The organism is Kitasatospora sp. NE20-6 (genome assembly GCF_045862635.1).
This window is the reverse complement of sequence record NZ_BPRL01000081.1, coordinates 1-20,768: the sequence shown is the minus strand read 5'-3', so window position 1 is coordinate 20,768 and position 20,768 is coordinate 1. Positions and strand designations below refer to the sequence as shown.

Below are 20,768 nucleotides of genomic sequence, written 5' to 3'. Positions count from 1 at the left end.
GCGCCGTACCACCCGCAGGGCCCCCGGGCCGCGGCCTCAGGCCGCCGCCAGGCCCGCCAGGAACCCGTCCAGCAGGGCGGTCTGGCGCTCCGCGGAGAACTCCTCCGCCGCGAACAGCGCCTGCACCACCAGGCCCAGCACGAAGCTCTGGGCGGCGGCGGCGACCGCGGCGGCGGAATCCCGGGCGGGCAGTTCGCCGCACCGCTGCGCCTCGGCGACGAGCGCGGTGAGCCGCCGCCGCGACCGCCGGTAGCGTTCGGCGTGCTCGGCCGCGAGCTCGGTGTCGGCGAGCGCCACGTCCCACGAGCTCACCCAGATCCGGTTGCCGGCCGCGCTCTCGGCGTCCAGCGGCAGGATGTCGAGCAGCACGGCGCGCAGCAGTGCGAGCCCCCCGGCCGGGGCGGACGCCTCCGACGCAGGCCTGGGCCGGGCGGCCGACCTCCGGTCCAGGAGGTCGAGCGCGTAGGCGACCAGGGCCCGCTTGTTCGGGAAGTAGTGGGTGAGCAGCCCGGTGGTGGCGCCCATCTCGGCGGCGACGGCGCGCAGGGTCAGGCCGCCGAACCCGCGGTCCGCGAGCACCCGCCACACCGCCTCGGAGACGTCGCGGCGGCGGGCGTCGTGGTCTCCGCGGGCGGGCGTCATGGGCGCTATGGTACCTACCAAACGTTTGTTATGCAGACGCCGCCCCGACCGGAGGGATCCGCCGTGTACGCCGTACCGCTCGCCGAGGATGCCGAGCTGCGCCCGCTCGAACCCTGGCAGGCCGAGGAATTCCTCGCCCACATGGATCGCGCCCGCGCGCACACCGACCCGTGGATACCGTGGGCCCGGCGGTCGGTCGACCTCGAATCCGCCCGCGCGACCCTGCAGGGATATGCCGACCGGCAGGCCGCCGGCGGCGGGCGCATCTTCGGGATCCGGCGCGGCGGCACGCTGGTGGGCGGCGTCATGTTCGTCTCCTTCGACGCCGCCGCCGGGGTGTGCGAGATCGGCGCGTGGACGGAGAAGCAGGGCGAGGGTCGCGGCCTGGTGAGCGCGGCCGTCCGGTGCCTGATCGACTACGCCCTCGTCGAGCGCGGCCTGCACCGGGTCGAGTGGTGGAACGGCACGCACAACGCCCGCAGCCGGGCGGTCGCCCGGCGGATGGGCATGCACCTGGACGGCGTCATGCGCGAGCACTTCCTCAACGACGGCGTCCGGCAGGACATGGAGGTCTGGTCGGTCCTCGCGCACGAGTGGCGCGGCGGACCGGCGGCCCCGGAGGGGGACGCCGCGAAATCCGGGTGACAGGACGTCACCGGCCGCCGATCATCGGGGCGGGCGCGCCGGTCCGCCGGCCGCCTTCCGACACCCCGACCGAGGAGGCCCTCCGCATGGTGCAGCGCAGTACGGTCCCCAGCCTGTTCCCCCCTCCCGGCTACGCCCACACCGCGGTGGTGGCTCCGGGCACCCGGCTGGCGTTCCTGGCCGGCGGCGTGCCGCTGGACGCCGGGGGCGGCCTGGTCGGCCCGGGTGACCGGGTCGCGCAGACCCGGCAGGTGCTCGCCAACCTGGAGGCGGCGCTCGCGCACGTCGGCAGCACCCTCCCGGACGTGGTCGCCAGCACCGTGTACGTCGTGTCGGACGAGCCGGCGGCGCTGGCGGAGGTCTGGGACGTCGTCGACGCGTCCGGCCTGGCCGAGGGCCCGCACACCTCGACGCTGCTCGGGGTCTCCTGCCTCGGCTACACCGGCCAGTTGGTGGAGATCACAGTGACGGCCGTGGTGGGCGGCGAGGCCGCTGTGGAAGGGTGAGGAGCACCCCGTCCCACCCCCCGGAGGCAGTGATGGCCGAAGTGTTCGAGACCGGCGTCGCCGGGCTGGGCGCGGAGCTCGACGGCCCAGTGGCCACGCTCGTCCTGGACAGGCCGGCCCGGCGCAACGCCATGACGCTCGCGATGTGGCAGGGCCTGCCGGGCGTGCTGGAGCGCCTGGCGGCGGTGCCCGCCGTGCGCGTCCTGCTGGTGACCGGCGCGGAGCGCACGTTCTGCGCCGGCGCGGACATCGCCGAGCTGTCCGAGGTGTACGCGGACCCGGCGCGGGCCGACGCCTACCACGCGCAGAACGTGGCCGCCGAGGAGGCGCTGGCGGCCTTCCCGCATCCGACCGTCGCGGTGGTGCACGGCGCGTGCGTGGGCGGCGGGTGCCAGTTGGCGGTCGCCTGCGACCTGCGGTTCGCCGCGCACGACGCACGGTTCGGCATCACCCCGGCGAAGCTGGGCGTGGTCTACCCGGCGGTGCCGACGGTGCGGCTGGCCGGGCTGGTCGGGCCGGCCCGCGCGAAGTACCTGCTGTTCTCCGGCGAGTTGGTGACCGCCGAGCGGGCGGAGCGGTTCGGGCTGGTGGACGAGGTGCTGCCGGCCACCGAGCTCGACGGGCGGGCGGCGGAGTTCGCCCGGCTGCTGGCGAAGCGCTCGCCGCAGTCGATCGGCGCGGTGAAGGCGGCGCTGGCCGTCCCGCCGCAGGAGGCGGCGGCCGCCGTGGCGCCGTGGGAGCGCGCGTCCCGTGCGGCGCCGGACGTCCGCGAGGGCCTGGCGGCGTTCCTGGAGCGGCGCGAGCCGCGGTTCTGAGCGCGGACCGGGCCCCGGCGCCGGGGCGGCCGGGGCCCGGTCCGGGGCGCGTCAGCGGATCGGCATCCCCGAGACGGCCCGTGCGATGACCAGGCGCTGGATCTCGCTGGTGCCCTCGAAGATGGTGTAGATCGCGCTGTCGCGGTGCATCCGCTCGACGGGGTACTCGCGGGTGAAGCCGTTGCCGCCGAGGATCTGCATGGCCTGGGACGTCACCCACTTCGCGGTCTCGCCCGCGTACAGCTTGGACATCGAGCCCTCGGCGCCGGTGAACGGCTGGTTGTTGGCCGCCATCCAGGAGGCGCGCCAGACGAGGAGCCGGGCCGCGTCGATGCGGGTCTTCATGTCGGCGAGCTGGAAGGCGACGCCCTGGTTGTCGATGATCGGCCGGCCGAACTGCACGCGGGTCTTCGCGTAGTCGAGCGCGACCTCGTAGGCGGCGCGGGCGATGCCGATCGCCTGGGCGCCGACGGCGGGCCGGGAGGCCTCGAAGGTCGCCATGGCCGCGTTCCGGCCCCTGGACGAGGGGGATCCGCCGCCCGCCGCCCGCTCGCGGGCCCGGGCGAGGCGCTCGTCGAGCTTCTCCTTGCCCCCGAGCAGGCAGTGGCCGGGCACCCGGACGCCGTCGAGGACGACCTCGGCGGTGTGCGAGGCGCGGATGCCGTGCTTCTTGAACTTCTGGCCCTGCGCGAGGCCCGGGGTGCCGGGCGGTACGACGAAGGACGCCTGGCCGCGGGCGCCGAGCGCCGGGTCGACGGTGGCGACGACGACGTGCACGTGGGCGATGCCGCCGTTGGTGGCCCAGGTCTTGGTGCCGTCGATCACCCACTCGTCGGTGGCCTCGTCGTGGACGGCCCGGGTGCGCAGGGCGGAGACGTCCGACCCGGCGTCGGGCTCGGACGAGCAGAACGCGGCGACCTTGACGTCGTCCGGGGTGCCGAACATCTGCGGCGCCCAGGTGCCGATCTGCTCCTCGGTGCCGTTCGCGAGCACCGCGACGGCGGCCAGCGTGGTGCCGACGATGGAGAGGCCGATGCCGGCGTCGCCCCAGAAGAGCTCCTCCATGGCGATCGGGATGCCGATGCCGGAGGGGTCGAAGTACTGCTGGGCGTAGAAGTCCAGCGAGTAGATGCCGAGCTTGGCGGCTTCCTGGATGACCGGCCAGGGGGTCTCCTCGCGCTCGTCCCACTCGGCCGCCGCGGGCCGGATGACGTCGGCGGCGAAGCCGTGCAGCCAGTCGCGGACGGCGATCTGGTCCGGGCCGGGGTCGAGGGAGAAGGTGCTCATCGGGCGTACCTCCGCAGGAGTGTGCGCAGGGGCGTGCGCAGGAGAAGGGTGCGTGCGGCCGGGACGGCGGTGCCCGAACGCGTGTTACCTCGGGTAACATCGACGGAGTCTGCTACTCATTGGTAGCCCATGTCAACGCCCGTACCGAGGAGGCGCACCACCGTGCCGACCCCAGCCGCAGCACCCTCCGGCGAGCACCGCCGCGAGCAGTTGCTCAACGCCGCGGACCGGGTGGTCCAGCGCGAGGGCCCGGGCGCCAGCATGAACACCATCGCCGCCGAGGCCGGCATCACCAAGCCGATCCTCTACCGGCACTTCGGCGACCGGAACGGCCTCATCGGCGCACTCACCGAGCGCCACACCGCCGGCCTGCTGGCCGCCGTGCGCGCCGCGCTCACCGAGCCCCTGGAGCGCCGCGACCAGGTCGAGCACGTCATCGACACCTACCTCGCCGCGATCGAGTCCCGGCCGCAGGTCTACCGGCTGCTCACCCACCCCGAGCCCGGCGACCCGACCGGCGCCGGCAACGCACTGGCCCCCGCGCTCCGCCGGATCGCCGAGGAGATCACCGGCGCCGTGCAGCGGCAGGTCGACCTCGGCGCGGACGGGCCGCTGCTCTCCGAGGCCTGGGGCCGGGCGATCACCGGCATGGTGCTCGCCGCCGGCGACTGGTGGCTGGAGCAGCGGCCCTGCCCGCGGGCCCGGATGGTGCAGGCCCTCGCCGACCTGCTGTGGGGGCGCCTCGCGGCGGCCGCCGCACTGCCGCCCGTCCTGCCGCCGGTGACGCCGCCGGCCGGGGAGGACTGAGCCCCGGCCGACGGCGGACAGCCCTCAGCCGAGCCGGCGGCGCTCCAGCAGCGGCCCGATCTCCGGGTCGCGGCCGACCACGGCCCGGAAGCAGTCCAGGGCGGGCCGGCTGCCGCCGCGGGCGAGGAGTTCGCGCCGGAACACCTCGCCGCTGCCGCGCACGTCGCGGCCGTTGGTGCGGAACCACTCGACGGTGTCGGCGTCCAGCACCTCCGACCAGATGTAGGCGTAGTACCCGGCGCTGTAGTCGCCCGCGAAGACGTGGCTGAAGTACGCCGTCCGGTAGCGCGGCGGGATCGCGTCCACCGCGAGCCCGTACCCGCGCAGCGCCTCGCGCTCGAACTCCTCGGCGTCCGCGACCTCCCGGCCGGCCGGCAGCGTGTGCCAGGCCCAGTCCAGCAGGGCGGCGGCGAGGTACTCGACCGTCCGGAAGCCCTGCCCGAAGGCCTCCGCGGCGGCCATCCGCTCGACGAGCGCGGCCGGCATGGGCTCCCCGGTGACGTGGTGGCGCGCGTAGGCCGCCAGCACCTCCGGCCGCACCATCCACATCTCGTTGACCTGCGAGGGGAACTCGACGAAGTCGCGGGGCACCGCGGTGCCGGAGAACAGCGGGTAGCGGACGTCGGAGAACAGCCCGTGCAGGGCGTGCCCGAACTCGTGGAACAGCGTGCGCACCTCGTCCCAGGTGAGCAGCGCGGGCTCGCCCGGCGCGGGCTTGGCGATGTTGAGGTTGTTGACCACCACCGGACGCTTGCCGAGCAGACCGGACTGCGGCACCAGCTCGTTCATCCACGCGCCGCCGCGCTTGGAGTCACGGGCGTGGAAGTCGCCGACGAACAGGCCGAGCGCCGTGCCGTCCTCGTCGGCGACCTCGAAGACCCGGGCGTCCGGGTGGTAGGCGGTGAGGTCGAGCCGCTCGGTGAGCGTCACCCCGTAGGCCAGCCGGGCCGCGTGGAACACCCCGTCGTGGAGCACCCGTTCGAGTTCCAGGTACGGACGCAGGGCGGCCGCGTCCACCTGGTACGACTCCTGCCGCACCCGCTCCGCGTAGTACGCCCAGTCGTGCGCGGCGATGGTGTCGAGACCGTCGGCGCGGGCGGCGGCGAGGAGTTCGGCCGCCTCCCGCTCCGCGTTGGCGACCGCGGGCGCGACCAGCCGCCCGAGCATCGCCTCGACCGCCGCCACGCTGCCGGCCGTCTCGTCGGCGACGACGTACGCGGCGTGGCTGGGGTGGCCGAGCAGGGCGGCGCGTTCGGCGCGCAGGGCGGCCATCCGGATCGCGAGCGGGCCGTTGGTGCCGGCGGCCCGGCCGAGCGACGCGGCCAGCAGCTGCTCGCGCAGCGGGCGGTCGGCGAGCTGGGCCAGCTCGGTCTGGTTGGAGAAGTTCTTCAGGCTGAGCACGTAGCGGCCGTCGTGCCCGAGGGCGCGGCCGTTCGCGGCGGCGGCGGCGATCGCGTCGGGCGACAGCCCGGCCAGCCGGGCGGGGTCGTCCACGACGACCGCGCGGGCCCGGGTGCCGTCGAGCAGGTTGCGGCGGAACTCGGTCGCGCACGAGGCGAGTTCGGCGTTGACGGCGCGCATCCGCAGCTGCTTGTCGGCCGGCAGTTCGGCACCGGCCCGCACGAACGCGGTGTGGCGGCGCTCCAGCAGCCGCAGCGACTCCCCGTCCAGCCCGAGGGTGCCGCGGGTGCGGTGCAGGGCGTCGATCCGGGCGAACAGCCCCGCATCGAGGTGGATCGCGTCCTGGTGACCGGCGAGCCGCGGGCTGATCACCGCGTCGAGCTCCTGCAGACCGGGGGTGGTGTCCGCGTCGCCCTTGTTCTCGAAGGCGAGCCGGACCCGCCGCAGCAGTGCCCCCGAACGCTCCAGCGCGACGAGGGTGTTGTCGAAGGTCGGCGGCTCGGGGTCGGCCACGATCCCGGCGATCTCGGTGAGCTGCAGCGCCATGCCCTGCTCGAACGCCGGCAGGTAGTGCTCCTCGCGGATCTCGGCGAAGGGCGGCAGCTCGTGGACCAGGGTGCTGGTCGTGAAGAAGGGATTGTCGCTCATTCCGCCGACCCTACGCGCCGTCATGACCGCCGCCTACGGACTGCGGAGGCGGGTTCCCTCGCTGGCGGAAGCTCGCCGCGCACGGCCGGGGCGGGGCGTTGTCGGTCCACCGCGCTACGGTCGGAGCAGGCCCGCCGCCGTACCCGCGCCGGGCTGCGACGACCGAGGAGAGGAGGCCGCCGATGGCCCCCCGCTACGCCCTGGCGCCCGACCCGCACGGCCCCGGCGGCCGGCTGCAGCCGCTCGCCGACGACGGCACCCCCCTCGGCCCGCCCGAGCACGCCGCCCTCCTCGGCCCCGCCGTCGCGGCCGTCGAGGCAGCCGAACGGCCCCGCTGGGTGTACGCGGCCGCCGACAGCGCCTACGCGCCGCTGCTGCCCGTCCGGCTCGCCCGCTGCCACGACCTGCGGCTGACCGAGCCGCTGCTGCTCGGCCACGAGGGGGGCTGGGGCGAACCGCGCTCGCTGGGCGCCGCGTGGGCCCGGCTGCGCGGCCTGCCCGTGCCCGCCGACCTGCCCGAGGCGGCCCCGGACGACGACGAACAGGCCGGCCTCTTCGCCCCGGACCGGCTCCAGCTCCCCCCGGGGGCCGACCCGCTGGAGGCCGTCGTCGCCGTCCACGCGGAGCAGCTGCGCCGGATCGCCGCGATCGGCGACGACGCGGCCCGCGCCCGCTTCCGGGTGCTGGTGGCCGCGGAGTCGGCCGGCGGCCTGCTGGCCGCGGAGATGGCCCGCGACGGCCTGCCCTGGCGCACCGACCTGCACGACCTCCTGCTGACCGAGCTGCTCGGGCCGCGCCCGCAGATCCCCGGCGCGCAGCCGCGCCGGCTCGCCGAGCTGGCCGACGAACTGCAGCAGGCCCTCGGGGGCCGCCCGTTCAACCCGGACTCGCACACCCAGGTGCTGCGCGCCTTCGCCGACCGGGGCGTGCAGCTGTCCTCCACCCGCAGCTGGGAGCTGCGGGGCGTCGGGCACCCCGCCGCCGACCTGCTGATCCGCTACAAGGAACTGTCGCGGCTGCACGCCGCGCACGGCTGGGCGTGGCAGGCCGCGTGGGCGCGGGGCGGGCGCTTCCGCCCGGAGTACGTCGTCGGCGGCGTCGTCTCCGGCCGCTGGGCGAGCCGCGGCGGCGGCGCCCTGCAGATCCCGCGGATCCTGCGCCGCGCGGTGGTCGCCGACCCCGGCTGGTCCCTGGTCGTCGCCGACGCCGCCCAGCTGGAGCCCCGGGTGCTCGCCGCCCTGTCCGGCGACACCGGTCTGGCCCGCAGCGCCGCCGAGGGCGACCTGTACGAGGCGCTCGCCGCCACCGCCTTCCACGGCGACCGGGCCAAGGCCAAACTCGGCCTGCTCGGCGCCATGTACGGCCAGACCGGCGGCGACATCGGCCCGCTCCTCGCCACCCTGCGCCGCCGCTACCCGGCCGCCATGGGCCACGTGGAGGCCGCGGCCCGCACCGGCGAGGACGGCGGCATCGTCCGCTCCCGGCTGGGCCGCACCTGCCCGCCGCCGTCCGCCGACTGGCTCGACCTGACCGAGGCGCCCGAGACCGCGGGCGAGGCCGGCGGCCGCTCGGCCCGGGCCCGCGGCCGGTTCACCCGCAACTTCGTCATCCAGGCCAGCGCCGCCGACTGGGCGCTGGCCCTGCTCGCCGGGCTGCGCCGCCGCCTCGCCGTGTTCGGCTCCGGGGCCGACCGGCCGCACCTGGTGTTCTTCCAGCACGACGAGGTGCTGGTGCACACCCCGACGGACCTCGCCGACGCGGTCGCCGCGGAGATCGCCGCGGCGGCGGACGAGGCCCGGACCCTGGTGTTCGGCGACTCGCCCGTCCGTTTCCCGATGAGCACCGCGGTGGTCGACTGCTACGCGGACGCGAAGTAGCGGCCGGCACGCCGGGGTGCGGCGGTCGGGTCAGGTCCGGTCAGGTCCGGTCGGGGCGGCTGACGAGCATCAGCAGCGCGTCGTCGCCGAGCTCGCCCCCGGTGTGGGCGAGCAGGTCCGCGTAGACGCGGCCGACCGCGGCCTCCAGCTCGCCGGCGGAGCGTGACGCGCCGCGGACGAGCGGGCCGACCCGGGCGGCGAGCGGGTAGAAGTCACCGGTACGGCGGTGGCGGGCCTCGACCACGCCGTCGGTGCAGAGCACCAGCACGTCGTGCGGGCCGAACCGCACCCGGGAGCCGGTGGGTTCGCCCGGCACCAGGGGGCCGAGGCCGAGCGGCACCCACGGCTCGTCGGCCTCCAGCACGCTCACGGTGCCGTCCTGGCCCACCCGGATCGGCGGGACGTGCCCGAAGTGCAGCAGCTCCACCGAGCCGGGTTCGCGGAAGTCCGCGAACAGCGCCGTGGTGAACTCGCCGTCCGGCACGTGCCGCTCCACGCTCGCCTCGACCCGCCCGGCGACCGCGGTGACGCGTTCCTCGTCGTACGCGGCTTCCCGGAAGGCGCCGAGCACGACGGCGGCGGTCTGCACGGCGCCGAGCCCCTTGCCGCGGACGTCTCCGACGAGCACCCGGGTGCCGTGCGGGGTGTCGAGCACGGAGTAGAGGTCGCCGCCGATCCGGGCGGCGTCCGCGGCGGAGACGTACCGCACGGCGAGGTCGAGCGGGCCGACGGTCGGTCCCGGCCGTCGCAGGAGGGCGCGCTGGGCCGCCTCGGCAACGGAGCTGACCGCGGCGAACGCGGCGGCGCGCCGCATGCGCAGCTCGGCGACGTACGCGCTGAAGAAGGTCAGCACGATGTAGCTGAGCAGCGCGCCGTAGAGGAAGCGGCCGTCGTTGAAAGTGGCGACCTGGTCGTAGTTGCTGAGCCACAGCAGGGAGAGGAAGCCGACCCCGCACACCAGCAGGAGTTCGACCGGGGTCAGCAGGAGGGCGGAGATGGACGGCACCATGACCATCAGCGGGGCGAGGTAGCGGTCCTGGCCGGAGACGAAGTCGACGACGGACACGGCGAGGACGGCCAGCAGGGACGGGGTGGCGCGGCGCCGGAACGACAGGTCCTGGAGGTCCGTCGCCAGCAGGGCGGTCCTGCGGCGGGCAGGTGCCAGCCCGGTGGGGTCGGGCGCTTCGGCCCGCTGGGCTCGGCTGATCCGGAACACAGGCCGAACATAGCGGACGGCAGCGCGGGCGGCCGTGCGCGCCGCCGTCGGCCACCGGGTGACACGCGGGGCCCGGACGGGAGCCCACGGTGCCGCTGCGGCTACCGTCTGCTGTCGGCGGAGCGCTCCGCGATCCACGCCACATCCTCCACCCCGGGCGGAAATACCCCAGGGGGGTATGGTGTTGTGAGAGGAAGGGAGCACGGGCGCCACTGCCCGCGCCCGACAGACCGACCGGAGGCACCCGATGTCCAGCACCGTCACCTACACCGTCACCGGCATGAGCTGCGGCCACTGCGAGAAGTCGGTGAGCGCGGAGGTCTCCGGCATCCCGGGCGTCACCGGGGTCACCGCCGACGCCGGGGCCGGCACCGTCACCGTCACCTCCGCCCGGCCGGTCGACGACGACAGCATCCGCGCCGCGGTCGACGAGGCCGGCTACGAGCTGGTCGGACGCACGGCCTGACGCCGTCCCGGGGGCGCGGCCCCCGTCCGCGTCCCCACTACGCTCGTCCTAGGAGCAGATGAGATGAGCACCACCACGCACGGCACGGACTCCGCCGCACGGCAGCGCGTCGAGCTGACGATCGGTGGCATGACCTGCGCCTCCTGCGCCGCCCGGGTCGAGAAGAAGCTGAACCGGATGGACGGCGTCGAGGCCACCGTCAACTACGCCACCGAGAAGGCCCGGATCGACTTCGGCGAGGGCATCGCCGTCGACGACCTGATCGCCACCGTCGAGCGGACCGGCTACACCGCCGAACTCCCCCCGCCGCCCGCCGCCGAGCCGGCCGCGGCGGACACCCCGGGGGCCGCCGCCCCCGACCCGCTCCGCGACCGGCTGCTGATCGGCGCCGCACTGTCCGTGCCCGTGGTCCTCCTGTCGATGGTCCCCGCCCTGCAGTTCGACAACTGGCAGTGGCTGGCGTTCGCCCTCACCGGCCCGGTCGTGGTGTACGGCGGCCTCCCGTTCCACCGCGCCGCCTGGACGAACCTCCGGCACGGCGCCGCCACCATGGACACCCTGATCTCGCTCGGCACCCTCGCCGCGTTCGGCTGGTCGGTCTGGGCCCTCTTCCTCGGCGACGCCGGCATGCCCGGCATGCGCCACGGCTTCTCCCTGACCACCGGCCCCGGCGACGCCTCCTCCACCCTCTACCTGGAGACCGCCGCCGCCGTCACCACCCTGATCCTGCTCGGACGCTGGCTGGAGGCCCGCTCCAAGCGCCGCGCGGGCGCCGCCCTGCACGCCCTCATGGACCTCGGCGCCAAGGACGTCGCCGTCCTCCGCGACGGTCGCGAGGAACGCATCCCCGTCGACCGGCTGGCCGTCGGCATGCGCTTCGTCGTCCGCCCCGGCGAGAAGATCGCCACCGACGGCGTCGTCACCGACGGCACCTCCGCCGTCGACGCCTCCATGCTCACCGGCGAGTCCGTGCCGGTCGAGGTCGCCGCCGGCGACACCGTGACCGGCGCCACGGTCAACGCGGGCGGACGCCTCGTCGTCGAGGCCACCCGGGTCGGCGCCGACACCCGGCTCGCCCGCATGGCGAAGCTCGTCGAGGACGCCCAGAACGGCAAGGCCGCCGCCCAGCGGCTGGCCGACCGGATCTCCGCCGTCTTCGTCCCCGTGGTCATCCTCGTCGCCCTCGCCACCCTGGTCGCCTGGCTGCTGCTCGACCGGAGCCCCACCGAGGCCTTCACCGCCGCCGTGGCCGTCCTGATCATCGCCTGCCCCTGCGCCCTCGGCCTCGCCACCCCGACCGCCCTGATGGTCGGCACCGGACGCGGCGCCCAGCTCGGCATCCTCATCAAGGGCCCCGAGGTGCTGGAGACCACCCGCCGCGTCGACACCGTCGTCCTCGACAAGACCGGCACCGTCACCAGCGGACGGATGTCCCTGATCTCCGTCCACACCGCCGCCGGGGTCGACGAACGGCAGGCACTGCGCCTCGCGGGCGCCCTGGAGCACGCCTCCGAGCACCCGATCGCCGCCGCCGTGGCCGCCGCCGCAGCCGCGCGCACCGGCGACCTGCCGCCCGTCGACGGCTTCCGGAACGTGCCCGGCCGCGGTGTCCTCGGCACCGTCGAGGGCCACGCCGTCGTCGCCGGACGCGAGGCCCTGCTCGCCGACCACGCCCAGCACCTGCCGCCCGAGCTCGCGGCCGCCCGTGCCGCCGCCGAACAGGCCGGACGCACCGCCGTCGCCGTCGGATGGGACGGCGCCGCCCGCGCGGTCCTCGTCGTCGCCGACACCGTCCGACCCGGCAGCGCCGAGGCCGTGGCCGACCTGCGCGCCCTCGGCCTGCGGCCGGTGCTGCTGACCGGCGACAACCGGGCCTCCGCCGAGGCGGTCGCGGCCGAGGTCGGCATCCCCGCCGAGGACGTGATCGCCGAGGTGCTGCCGGAGGACAAGGTCGCCACCGTTCGGCGGCTGCAGGCCGAGGGCCGCTCCGTGGCCATGGTCGGGGACGGCGTGAACGACGCCGCCGCACTGGCCCAGGCCGACCTCGGTCTGGCGATGGGCACCGGCACCGACGCCGCCATCGAGGCCGCCGACCTGACCCTCGTCCGCGGCGACCTCCGTGCCGCCGGCGACGCCATCCGGCTCTCCCGGCGCACCCTCGCCACCATCAAGGGCAACCTCTTCTGGGCGTTCGCCTACAACGTCGCGGCGGTGCCGCTCGCCGCGGCGGGGCTGCTCAACCCGGTGGTGGCCGGCGCCACCATGGCGTTCTCGTCGGTCTTCGTCGTCACCAACAGCCTCCGGCTGCGGAGCTTCGACGCCTCCTGACCCCCGTACGCCCAAGGCCCCGGTCGGCAGCCGCCGACCGGGGCCTTCCGGCGTGCGGGCTCAGCGCCCGAGCAGCTCGCCGCCGTTGCAGTGCAGGATCTCGCCGGTGATGAACGCGGCCTCCGGCGACGCCAGGAAGTACACGGCGGCCGCCACCTCGGCGGGCTCGCCGATCCGGCCGAGCAGGGTGCGGGCGGCCCGCCGGGACACCTCGGCGTCGTCCAGCCGCGGCCCGAAGAACTCGGTGCCCGCCACCGTGCCCGGGGCGACGATGTTGGCCGTGATGCCGGACGGCCCGAGCTGCGCCGCGAGGAAGTGGTTCCAGGCGTGCAGCGACGCCTTCGCGGCACCGTAGGAGCCGGCCCCGCGCAGCGCCGCGATGGAGCTGACGGTGACGACCCGGCCGGAGCCCGGGGGGAGCCGGTCGCGGATCGACTCGGTGAGCAGCACGACGGTGAGCACGTTCCGCTCGAAGTCGCCGCGCCAGCGGGCGAGGACGGCGTGCGGGCCGGCGCCGATCACCGTCTCGCGGCTGCCCGCGTTGTTGACCAGCACGTCGACGGTGGCGGGGAGCGAGCCGAGCGCCGCCTCGACGGCATCGGGATCGGCGAGGTCGCACACCAGCGGGGTGACGTTCCCGCCCAGCTCCGCGGCGGCCTGTTCGAGCACGGCCCGGCGGCGGCCGACGATCACGACCCGTTCGCCGGCGTCGGCGAACCTGCGGGCCACCTCGAAGCCGATGCCCGTACCGCCACCGGTGACGACGACGTTCCTGGTCATCCTCGCGTTCCCTCCCTGTCCGGGTACGGCCCGGCGGAGGTGCGGGCGGACCGCACCGGCGGGGCCTCCCCGGCCGCGGCCGGGGACGGGACGATTCGTATCACGCTGGGTCGCCGGCGATGCGGGGAGGGTGACGCAGCACGCCGGAAAGCGTGTGATAAGGGACAGCGCGGATCCGGCACGCCCGCACACGGAGGGTGGAGAGAGCGAACTCACACTGCCGGAACGTAACTCCCGGCCCCCCGATACGTCATACCGTGTGTAGTGCAGCGGGTGCCCGGCCCGCGGCGACGCGGCGAACGGCTTCGCGTCCCCGCTCCGGGCGGCCGCCGCACACGGGGCTCCGGCGGGCCCCGGAACGGCTGCCGACCTCATCGGCGGCACGGCGCACGGCGCCGGGGTGCGAGGGGCCAGGGACGCTTTGAGCGGCCGTTCCTGGAGCTGTCGCACCTGGGTGCCGTGCGCCGCAGACCTCGTCCGCGGCCCCCGGGCCGCGCACGGCGAAGGGCCCGGCCACTCCCCTCGGGTTCTAACGGTCCTCGCAACACCCGCGATCTGTGGGAGTTGCGAGGACCGTGGGCGTTGAGCGTGATCTTGCCGGGTTGCGGGAGCGTTTCCTTGCGCGGCTGGATGTCGTGGGGAATGTGACCGTGGTGGCGCGTGAGCTGGGGGTGAACCGGAATACCGCTTTCGGCTGGGCGCGGAAGGCCGGGCGGCGTTCGGAGCGTCTGCCCCGCAGGCATCCCGGGCGGGAGGAGTACGAGCGGCTGCGGGCCGGGGGCGTCGCGGGCCGGGAGGCGGCCCGGCGGGTCGGCGTGAACGAGCGCACGGCCCGGGACTGGGACCGGGGCGTCAAGAAGACCAGCTCTTCGCGCACCTACCCCGACGGGCGCCGTGTCGACTACACGGCGGGGACCGTCACGATGGGCGGTGTGACCACGGCACCGGTGGGCCTGACGGCCCTGGAGAAGCAGCTTCACCCACGTTTCCTGACGCTCGCCGAGCGCGAGGAGATCCGCGACCTCCATACGGCGGGCCGGTCGCTGCGGGCGATCGGACGCACTCTGGGACGGCCGGCAAGCACGGTCAAGCGGGAGCTCGACGCGAACTTCGGCAACGACGGCTACCAGCCCTACGCCGCCCACCGGGCCGCCGCCGCACGCAGGCCCCGTCCCAAGGAACGCAAACTGTCGCGGGAGGGCCGGCTGCGCCGTTTCGTCCAGGAGCGGCTGCGCAGGCGGTGGTCGCCGGAGCAGATCTGCCACGCTCTGCGCAAGGAGCATCCCGACGACGAGAGCATGCGGGTGAGCGTGGAGACGATCTACCAGGCGCTGTACTTCCAGGCCCGCGGCGGCCTGAAACGCGAGGTCCAGGCCGCGATCCGTTCCGGCCGGACCCGTCGCAGGCCACACCGGGACCCCGAACGGCGCACTTCGCGCTTCACCGATCCGATGGTGATGATCAGCGACCGTCCCGCCGACGTCGAGGACCGGGCGGTGCCCGGCCACTGGGAGGGCGACCTCATCATCGGCGCGGGCGGCCGTTCCGCGATCGCCACCCTGGTCGAGCGCAGCACCCGCTACACCATGCTGGTCCACCTGCCGGGCGGAGCCCGCGACGCCGAGACCGTCCGCGACGGCCTCGTCACCACGATCCGGACCCTGCCCGCCCACCTGCGCGGCTCCCTCACCTGGGACCAGGGCAGCGAGATGGCACGCCACAAGCAGTTCAGCACGGCCACCGGCATGCCCGTCTACTTCTGCGATCCGGCCTCACCCTGGCAGCGCGGCTCCAACGAGAACACGAACGGGCTGCTGCGGCAGTACTTCCCCAAAGGCACCGACCTGAGCGTCCACGGCCCCGAAGACCTCGAACACGTCGCCCAGGAACTCAACGGCCGCCCACGCAAGACGCTCGACTGGGATACCCCAGCCGAGCGTCTACGTGATCTACTCACCACCTAAAACCAGATGGTGTTGCGACGACCCCTGGAATCCAAGCCCCCGCGAGGGGGGACGGCCGGGCCCTTCGTACGAGCCGGGTCAGCGCTCGCCGAGCTCCACGTAGTCGCGGATCGCGGTGCCGGTGTAGATCTGCCGCGGGCGGCCGATGCGGCTGGTCGGGTCGTTGATCATCTCGTGCCAGTGGGCGATCCAGCCGGGCAGGCGGCCGAGCGCGAACAGCACGGTGAACATGCTGGTCGGGAAGCCCATCGCGCGGTAGATCAGGCCCGTGTAGAAGTCCACGTTCGGGTAGAGCTTGCGCGAGACGAAGAAGTCGTCGCTGAGCGCGTGCTCCTCCAGCTTGAGCGCGATGTCGAGCAGCTCGTCGCTCTTGCCGAGCTGGCCGAGCACCTCGTGCGCAAGGATCTTGACCTGCGCGGCGCGCGGGTCGAAGGCCTTGTACACGCGGTGGCCGAAGCCCATCAGCTTGACGCCGTCCTCGCGGTTCTTCACCTTGCGGATGAAGGCGTCGACGTCGCCGCCGTCCTTCTGGATCTGCTCCAGCATCTCCAGCACGGCCTGGTTGGCGCCGCCGTGGAGCGGGCCCCACAGCGCCGAGATGCCGGCCGAGATCGAGGCGAAGAGGTTCGCGTGGCTGGAACCCACGAGGCGCACGGTGGAGGTCGAGCAGTTCTGCTCGTGGTCCGCGTGCAGGATCAGCAGCTTGTCGAGGGCGTTCACGATGACCGGGTTGATCTCGTAGTCCTCGGCGGGGACCGCGAACATCATCCGCAGGAAGTTCTCGACGTAGCTCAGGTCGTTGCGCGGGTAGACGAAGGGCTGGCCCATCGCCTTCTTGTACGCGTAGGCCGCGATCGTCGGCAGCTTGGCGAGCAGGCGCACCGTCGAGATGTGGCGCTGCTCCGCGTCGAACGGGTTGTGGCTCTCCGGGTAGAACGTGGAGAGCGCGCCGACGACCGAGGACAGCATCGCCATGGGGTGCGCGTCCCGGGGGAAGCCCTGGTAGAAGCGCTTGACGTCCTCGTGCAGCAGGGTGTGCTGGGTGATCTCGTTGGTGAAGACCGAGAGCTCCTCGGCCTTCGGCAGTTCACCGTTGATCAGCAGGTACGCGGTCTCGATGAAGTTGCCCCGCTCGGCGAGCTGCTCGATGGGGTAACCGCGGTAGCGCAGGATGCCGTTGTCACCGTCCACGAAAGTGATCGCGGACTTGTACGCGGCGGTGTTGCCGAAGCCGTTGTCCAGGGTGACCAGGCCGGTCTGCGGGAGCAGCTTCGAGATGTCGAAGCCGGCGTTGCCCGCAGTGCTCTCGACGACGGGGTACTCGTACTCGCCGTCCTGGTACCGCAGTACTACCGAGTTGTCGCTCACGTCTTCCTCACCGACGAAATGAATCCTCATCCGACTGCCCTGACTGTCTCCACGATCCCCCATCCGGAGGACAGCCGCGCACCCGGGGTGGGCCGAAAAGGGGCCCGCCATACAAAACCTGTCGCCATGACCGGTCCGAACCGGACAAGATCGGCGCCCAACCAGGTTCCGCCCTAAATCTCTTCACGTCAAGACAACCCGGGACCGTAGCGCACCCTGGGACGATCATCCAACCGCGAGCCTGTGATCGAGCGCAGAGTGCCTGCGACCTGCACTGACGGCCCGAACGGCCTGCGCGATCGCCCTCCGTGACCCTACGAGCACAACCAGCTTCTTCGCCCTCGTCACGGCCGTGTACAGCAGGTTTCTCTGCAGCATCGACCATGCCGATGCAGTGACCGGAATCACCACCGCCGGGTACTCGCTCCCCTGCGACCGATGGATCGTCACGGCGTACGCGTGCGCCAGTTCGTCGAGCTCGTCGAAGTCGTACGGCACCTCCTCGTCCTCGTCGGTGCGCACCGTCAGTCGCTGGTCCTCCACGCTCAGCGACGTGACGACCCCGACGGTCCCGTTGAAGACGCCGTTCTCGCCCTTCTCGTAGTTGTTCCGGATCTGCGTCACCTTGTCGCCCACCCGGAACGTCCGGCCACCGAAACGGCGCTCCGCCAGACCCTCCCGCGCCGGCGTCACGGCCGCCTGCAGCAGCGTGTTCAGGTTGCCCGCGCCGGCCGGACCGCGGTGCATCGGCGCCAGCACCTGCACGTCACGCCGCGGGTCCAGCCCGAAGCGCTGCGGGATGCGCCGCGCCACCACGTCGACCGTCAGCCCCGCCGCCCGCTCGGTGTCCTCCTCCGCGAAGAGGAAGAAGTCCGGCAGACCCTCCGTCACCGGCGGCAGACCCTCGTTGATCCGGTGCGCGTTGGTCACCACCCCCGACTGCTGGGCCTGCCGGAAGATCCTGGTCAGCCGCACCGACGGGATCGGGCTCGCCTCCGACAGCATGTCCCGCAGCACCTCGCCGGCACCGACGGACGGCAGCTGGTCGACGTCCCCGACGAACAGCAGGTGCGCGCCCGGCGCCACCGCCTTCACCAGCTTGTTCGCCAGGATCAGGTCCAGCATCGAGGCCTCGTCCACCACCACCAGGTCCGCGTCCAGCGGGCGGTCCCGGTCGTACGCGGCCTCGCCGCCCGGCCGCAGCTCCAGCAGCCGGTGCACCGTCGACGCCTCGGCCCCCGTCAGCTCCGCCAGCCGCTTGGCCGCCCGCCCGGTCGGCGCGGCCAGCACCACCTTCGCCCGCTTCGCCAGGGCGAGCGTCACGATCGACTTCACCGTGAACGACTTGCCGCACCCCGGGCCGCCGGTCAGCACCGCCACCTTCCGGGTGAGCGCGAGCTTCACCGAATCCCGCTGCTCGGGCGCGAGTTGAGCACCCGTCCGGCCTGCGAGCCAGCCCAGCGCGGCATCCCAGTCGAGCGCGGCACCGGCCGCGCCGGAGAAGGCCGGCATCCGGTCCTCCGGCGTGTTCAGCAACCGCAGCAACTGGTTGGCCAGCGAGATCTCCGCCCGGTGGAACGGCACCAGGTAGACCGCCGAGACCGGGTCACCGCCCCCTCCCGGCAGGCTCTCGCGGACCACCCCCTCCTCCGCCACCAGCTCCGCCAGGCAGTCGATCACCAGCCCCACGTCGACCTGCAGCAGTTTCACCCCGTCGGCGATCAGCCGCTCCTCCGGCAGGTAGCAGTGCCCCTGGTCGCTGCTCTGCGAGAGCGCGTACTGCAGACCCGCCTTCACCCGCTCCGGGCTGTCGTGCGGGATGCCCACCGCCTGCGCGATCCGATCGGCCGTCAGGAAGCCGATGCCCCAGACGTCCGAGGCCAGCCGGTACGGCTCGTTCTTCACCACGCCGATCGAGGCGTCCCCGTACTTCTTGAAGATCCGCACCGCGAGGGAGGTCGACACCCCGACCCCCTGCAGGAAGACCATCACCTCCTTGATGGACTTCTGCTCCTCCCACGCGGCCGCGATCATCTTCGTCCGCTTCGGCCCGAGACCCGGCACCTCGATCAGGCGCTTCGGCTCGTTCTCGATGACCTCCAGCGTCTCCACGCCGAACCGCTCCACGATCCGCTCGGCGAAACGCGGGCCGATCCCCTTGATCAGCCCGGACCCGAGATAGCGCTGGATGCCCTGCACCGTGGCGGGCAGCACCGTCGTGTAGTTCTCCACCGTGAACTGCCGCCCGTACTGCGGGTGCGAGCCCCACCGGCCGAACAGCCGCAGCGACTCCCCCGGCTGGGCACCCAGCAGCGCCCCGACCACGGTCAGCAGGTCGTTGGCGCCGCGCCCGGTGTCGACCCGGGCCACGGTGTAACCGGTCTCCTCGTTGGCGTAGGTGATCCGCTCCAGCACACCGTCCACCTGCGCGAGCTGCCGGGGCACCTCCGGCTGCTGCTTCGTGTCCACGTGGCCCCTCCCGGTGCTGGCGACGCTCGACGCGGTGACCGTCCTGCCACGCACCGTACCGCCCTGCACCGACAACCGGACACCGTCCCCGGAACCCTCCGACCTGCCCGGCTGGGCCGCCCGTAGGGTCGGTCCATGACCGATCCGATCATCCGACCCGCCACCTGTGCCGACCTGCCCGCCGTGGTCGCCCTGCTCGCCGACGATCCGCTCGGCGCCGCCCGGGAGACGCCCGACGACCTCGCGCCCTACCGCGCGGCGTTCGCCCGCATCACGGCCGACCCGCAGCAGCACCTGGTCGTCGCCGAACGCGGCGGCCGGACGGTCGGCACCCTCCAGCTCACCCTGGTGCCCTGCCTCGCCCGCCGCGGCGCCACCCGGGCGATCATCGAGGCCGTCCGGGTCCACGCCGAGGAGCGCGGCAGGGGCCTCGGCGGCCACCTGGTCGGGTGGGCCGTCGAACGCGCCCGCGAGCTCGGGGCGGACCTCGTCCAGCTGACCTCGGACGCCTCCCGGACGGACGCCCACCGGTTCTACGAGCGCCTCGGCTTCACCGCCTCCCACGTGGGCTTCAAACGCGCCCTCTGACCGCCTCGCACGCCCTCCCCGCCGCCCCTTGCCCGCCGCCCCTTGCCCGCCGTCCCCGCCCCGGTGTCCCCGCCCCGGTGTCCGGAGCGGGTGCGACACTCGGCCGATGACCGACGCCCGATCACCGATCAGCACCTACTGGGACACCGCAGCCGCCACCTTCGACGAAGAACCCGACCACGGGCTCCGCGACCCGGCCACCCGGGCCGCCTGGGCCGCCCGCCTCCACGACTGGCTCCCGGCCGCGCCCGGCCACGTCCTGGACCTCGGATGCGGCACCGGATCGCTCGCCGTCCTGCTCGCCCGGCAGGGACACCGGGTGACCGGCATCGATCTCGCCCCGCGCATGGTCGCCCGGGCCCGGGCCAAGCTCACCGCCGCGGGGCTCCGGGCCGACCTGCACGTCGGCGACGCCGCCGCACCGCCGGCCCGGCCCGACGGCTACGACGCCCTGCTCTCGCGGCACCTGGTGTGGACCCTGCCCTCGCCGGAGAGCGCCCTCCACCACTGGACGACACTGCTCAGGCCCGGCGGCACCCTCGTTCTCGTCGAGGGCCGATGGGCCCAGGCCGACGGCGACGGCCGCCCGTACGCACCCGGGGTGCCCCGACTGCCCTGGGCCGGCGGTGTGCGCGCCGAGACCCTCGCGGCGGCGCTCCGGCCGCACGTACGCGAGCTGACGGTCGTCCCGCTCGAACACGACGCCGCGCTCTGGGGCCGCGTCGTGCCCGACGAACGGTACGCCCTGATCGCACGGACCTGAGCTCCGGAAATCCACGCCGGCACGCATGTGCCGGAAACTGGGCCGGAAACGCAGAGAAGCCCCCTCCCGGCAAGGGGAGGGGGCTTCTCTCGAAGAATTGTTCGGCGGCGTCCTACTCTCCCACAGGGTCCCCCCTGCAGTACCATCGGCGCTACGAGGCTTAGCTTCCGGGTTCGGAATGTAACCGGGCGTTTCCCT

At 73.9% G+C, this 20,768-nt stretch carries 17 protein-coding genes and 1 rRNA gene; 10 read left to right on the top strand and 8 right to left on the bottom strand.

The genetic code is table 11. The features are described from left to right. Nucleotides 1-36: 36 nt before the first annotated feature. Complete coding sequence (locus SNE206_RS35725) at nt 37-642, bottom strand: TetR/AcrR family transcriptional regulator (protein ID WP_407917736.1); 606 nt, start codon at nt 640-642, stop codon at nt 37-39. A 63-nt stretch (nt 643-705) separates the two neighbouring features. On the opposite strand from SNE206_RS35725, the gene SNE206_RS35720 reads away from it, so the two are divergent. The 3 genes from SNE206_RS35720 to SNE206_RS35710 all read left to right on the top strand — a co-directional run bounded on the left by SNE206_RS35720 (nt 706) and on the right by SNE206_RS35710 (nt 2,608). After that, nucleotides 706-1,287, top strand: a complete 582-nt coding sequence (locus tag SNE206_RS35720; protein WP_407917735.1) for a GNAT family N-acetyltransferase — start codon at nt 706-708, stop codon at nt 1,285-1,287. A gap of 86 nt (nt 1,288-1,373) precedes the next feature. Further along, nucleotides 1,374-1,793, top strand: a complete 420-nt coding sequence (locus SNE206_RS35715) for a RidA family protein (protein WP_407917734.1) — start codon at nt 1,374-1,376, stop codon at nt 1,791-1,793. A gap of 32 nt (nt 1,794-1,825) precedes the next feature. Next, the gene (locus SNE206_RS35710; RefSeq protein WP_407917733.1) at nt 1,826-2,608 is read left to right on the top strand and encodes an enoyl-CoA hydratase/isomerase family protein; all 783 of its coding nucleotides are present in this window, start codon (nt 1,826-1,828) and stop codon (nt 2,606-2,608) included. 51 nt (nt 2,609-2,659) lie between these two features. Here the strand turns inward: SNE206_RS35710 and SNE206_RS35705 are convergent, their stop codons facing one another. Then, complete coding sequence (locus SNE206_RS35705) at nt 2,660-3,895, bottom strand: acyl-CoA dehydrogenase family protein (RefSeq protein WP_407917732.1); 1,236 nt, start codon at nt 3,893-3,895, stop codon at nt 2,660-2,662. 129 nt (nt 3,896-4,024) lie between these two features. Here SNE206_RS35705 and SNE206_RS35700 point away from each other — a divergent pair, with 129 nt between their 5' ends. Further along, nucleotides 4,025-4,702 carry a TetR family transcriptional regulator gene (locus tag SNE206_RS35700; RefSeq protein ID WP_407917731.1) on the top strand — a complete coding sequence of 226 codons (678 nt, stop codon included), beginning with the start codon at nt 4,025-4,027 and terminating at the stop codon, nt 4,700-4,702. Between the two features lie 24 nt (nt 4,703-4,726). Here the strand turns inward: SNE206_RS35700 and SNE206_RS35695 are convergent, their stop codons facing one another. After that, nucleotides 4,727-6,751, bottom strand: a complete 2,025-nt coding sequence (locus tag SNE206_RS35695; RefSeq protein WP_407917730.1) for a M3 family metallopeptidase — start codon at nt 6,749-6,751, stop codon at nt 4,727-4,729. 182 nt (nt 6,752-6,933) lie between these two features. Between SNE206_RS35695 and SNE206_RS35690 the strand changes: the two genes are divergently transcribed. Next, nucleotides 6,934-8,628, top strand: coding sequence for a bifunctional 3'-5' exonuclease/DNA polymerase (locus SNE206_RS35690; protein WP_407917729.1), 1,695 nt, complete (start codon nt 6,934-6,936; stop codon nt 8,626-8,628). Between the two features lie 40 nt (nt 8,629-8,668). Here the strand turns inward: SNE206_RS35690 and SNE206_RS35685 are convergent, their stop codons facing one another. Then, nucleotides 8,669-9,844 (bottom strand): PP2C family protein-serine/threonine phosphatase, encoded by a 1,176-nt coding sequence (locus SNE206_RS35685; RefSeq protein WP_407917728.1) that lies wholly within the window; start codon nt 9,842-9,844, stop codon nt 8,669-8,671. 247 nt (nt 9,845-10,091) lie between these two features. Between SNE206_RS35685 and SNE206_RS35680 the strand changes: the two genes are divergently transcribed. After that, nucleotides 10,092-10,310, top strand: a complete 219-nt coding sequence (locus tag SNE206_RS35680; RefSeq protein ID WP_407917727.1) for a heavy-metal-associated domain-containing protein — start codon at nt 10,092-10,094, stop codon at nt 10,308-10,310. Nucleotides 10,311-10,373: 63 nt separating this feature from the next. Then, complete coding sequence (locus SNE206_RS35675; RefSeq protein ID WP_407917726.1) at nt 10,374-12,638, top strand: heavy metal translocating P-type ATPase; 2,265 nt, start codon at nt 10,374-10,376, stop codon at nt 12,636-12,638. Between the two features lie 60 nt (nt 12,639-12,698). Here the strand turns inward: SNE206_RS35675 and SNE206_RS35670 are convergent, their stop codons facing one another. Then, entirely contained in the window at nt 12,699-13,418 is a 720-nt protein-coding gene (locus SNE206_RS35670) for an SDR family NAD(P)-dependent oxidoreductase (RefSeq protein WP_407917725.1), read from the bottom strand. Between the two features lie 923 nt (nt 13,419-14,341). Here SNE206_RS35670 and SNE206_RS35665 point away from each other — a divergent pair. Beyond that, entirely contained in the window at nt 14,342-15,382 is a 1,041-nt protein-coding gene (locus SNE206_RS35665; RefSeq protein WP_407917755.1) for an IS30 family transposase, read from the top strand. Nucleotides 15,383-15,460: 78 nt separating this feature from the next. Here the strand turns inward: SNE206_RS35665 and SNE206_RS35660 are convergent, their stop codons facing one another. Both SNE206_RS35660 and SNE206_RS35655 read right to left on the bottom strand, forming a co-directional pair. Continuing rightward, nucleotides 15,461-16,750, bottom strand: coding sequence for a citrate synthase (locus SNE206_RS35660; protein ID WP_405011286.1), 1,290 nt, complete (start codon nt 16,748-16,750; stop codon nt 15,461-15,463). Nucleotides 16,751-16,975: 225 nt separating this feature from the next. Continuing rightward, on the bottom strand, nt 16,976-19,219 hold the full coding sequence (locus SNE206_RS35655; RefSeq protein WP_407917724.1) for an ATP-dependent RecD-like DNA helicase: 2,244 nt from the start codon (nt 19,217-19,219) through the stop codon (nt 16,976-16,978). Between the two features lie 135 nt (nt 19,220-19,354). Between SNE206_RS35655 and SNE206_RS35650 the strand changes: the two genes are divergently transcribed. Both SNE206_RS35650 and SNE206_RS35645 read left to right on the top strand, forming a co-directional pair. Further along, nucleotides 19,355-19,807 carry an N-acetyltransferase family protein gene (locus tag SNE206_RS35650; protein WP_407917723.1) on the top strand — a complete coding sequence of 151 codons (453 nt, stop codon included), beginning with the start codon at nt 19,355-19,357 and terminating at the stop codon, nt 19,805-19,807. Between the two features lie 106 nt (nt 19,808-19,913). Further along, nucleotides 19,914-20,570, top strand: coding sequence for a class I SAM-dependent methyltransferase (locus SNE206_RS35645; RefSeq protein WP_407917722.1), 657 nt, complete (start codon nt 19,914-19,916; stop codon nt 20,568-20,570). A gap of 99 nt (nt 20,571-20,669) precedes the next feature. Here SNE206_RS35645 and rrf read toward each other — a convergent pair. Next, nucleotides 20,670-20,768: ribosomal RNA gene (gene rrf / locus SNE206_RS35640) — 5S ribosomal RNA — on the bottom strand; the annotation flags it as partial.

Coding starts and splice junctions, on each gene's coding strand:
- SNE206_RS35725 (WP_407917736.1), bottom strand. CDS start 642: ATGACGCCCGCCCGCGGAGACCACGACGCCCGCCGCCGCGACGTCTCC.
- SNE206_RS35680 (WP_407917727.1), top strand. CDS start 10,092: ATGTCCAGCACCGTCACCTACACCGTCACCGGCATGAGCTGCGGCCAC.
- SNE206_RS35695 (WP_407917730.1), bottom strand. CDS start 6,751: ATGAGCGACAATCCCTTCTTCACGACCAGCACCCTGGTCCACGAGCTG.
- SNE206_RS35675 (WP_407917726.1), top strand. CDS start 10,374: ATGAGCACCACCACGCACGGCACGGACTCCGCCGCACGGCAGCGCGTC.
- SNE206_RS35665 (WP_407917755.1), top strand. CDS start 14,342: ATGGGCGGTGTGACCACGGCACCGGTGGGCCTGACGGCCCTGGAGAAG.
- SNE206_RS35690 (WP_407917729.1), top strand. CDS start 6,934: ATGGCCCCCCGCTACGCCCTGGCGCCCGACCCGCACGGCCCCGGCGGC.
- SNE206_RS35710 (WP_407917733.1), top strand. CDS start 1,826: ATGGCCGAAGTGTTCGAGACCGGCGTCGCCGGGCTGGGCGCGGAGCTC.
- SNE206_RS35705 (WP_407917732.1), bottom strand. CDS start 3,895: ATGAGCACCTTCTCCCTCGACCCCGGCCCGGACCAGATCGCCGTCCGC.
- SNE206_RS35650 (WP_407917723.1), top strand. CDS start 19,355: ATGACCGATCCGATCATCCGACCCGCCACCTGTGCCGACCTGCCCGCC.
- SNE206_RS35645 (WP_407917722.1), top strand. CDS start 19,914: ATGACCGACGCCCGATCACCGATCAGCACCTACTGGGACACCGCAGCC.
- SNE206_RS35700 (WP_407917731.1), top strand. CDS start 4,025: ATGTCAACGCCCGTACCGAGGAGGCGCACCACCGTGCCGACCCCAGCC.
- SNE206_RS35670 (WP_407917725.1), bottom strand. CDS start 13,418: ATGACCAGGAACGTCGTCGTCACCGGTGGCGGTACGGGCATCGGCTTC.
- SNE206_RS35715 (WP_407917734.1), top strand. CDS start 1,374: ATGGTGCAGCGCAGTACGGTCCCCAGCCTGTTCCCCCCTCCCGGCTAC.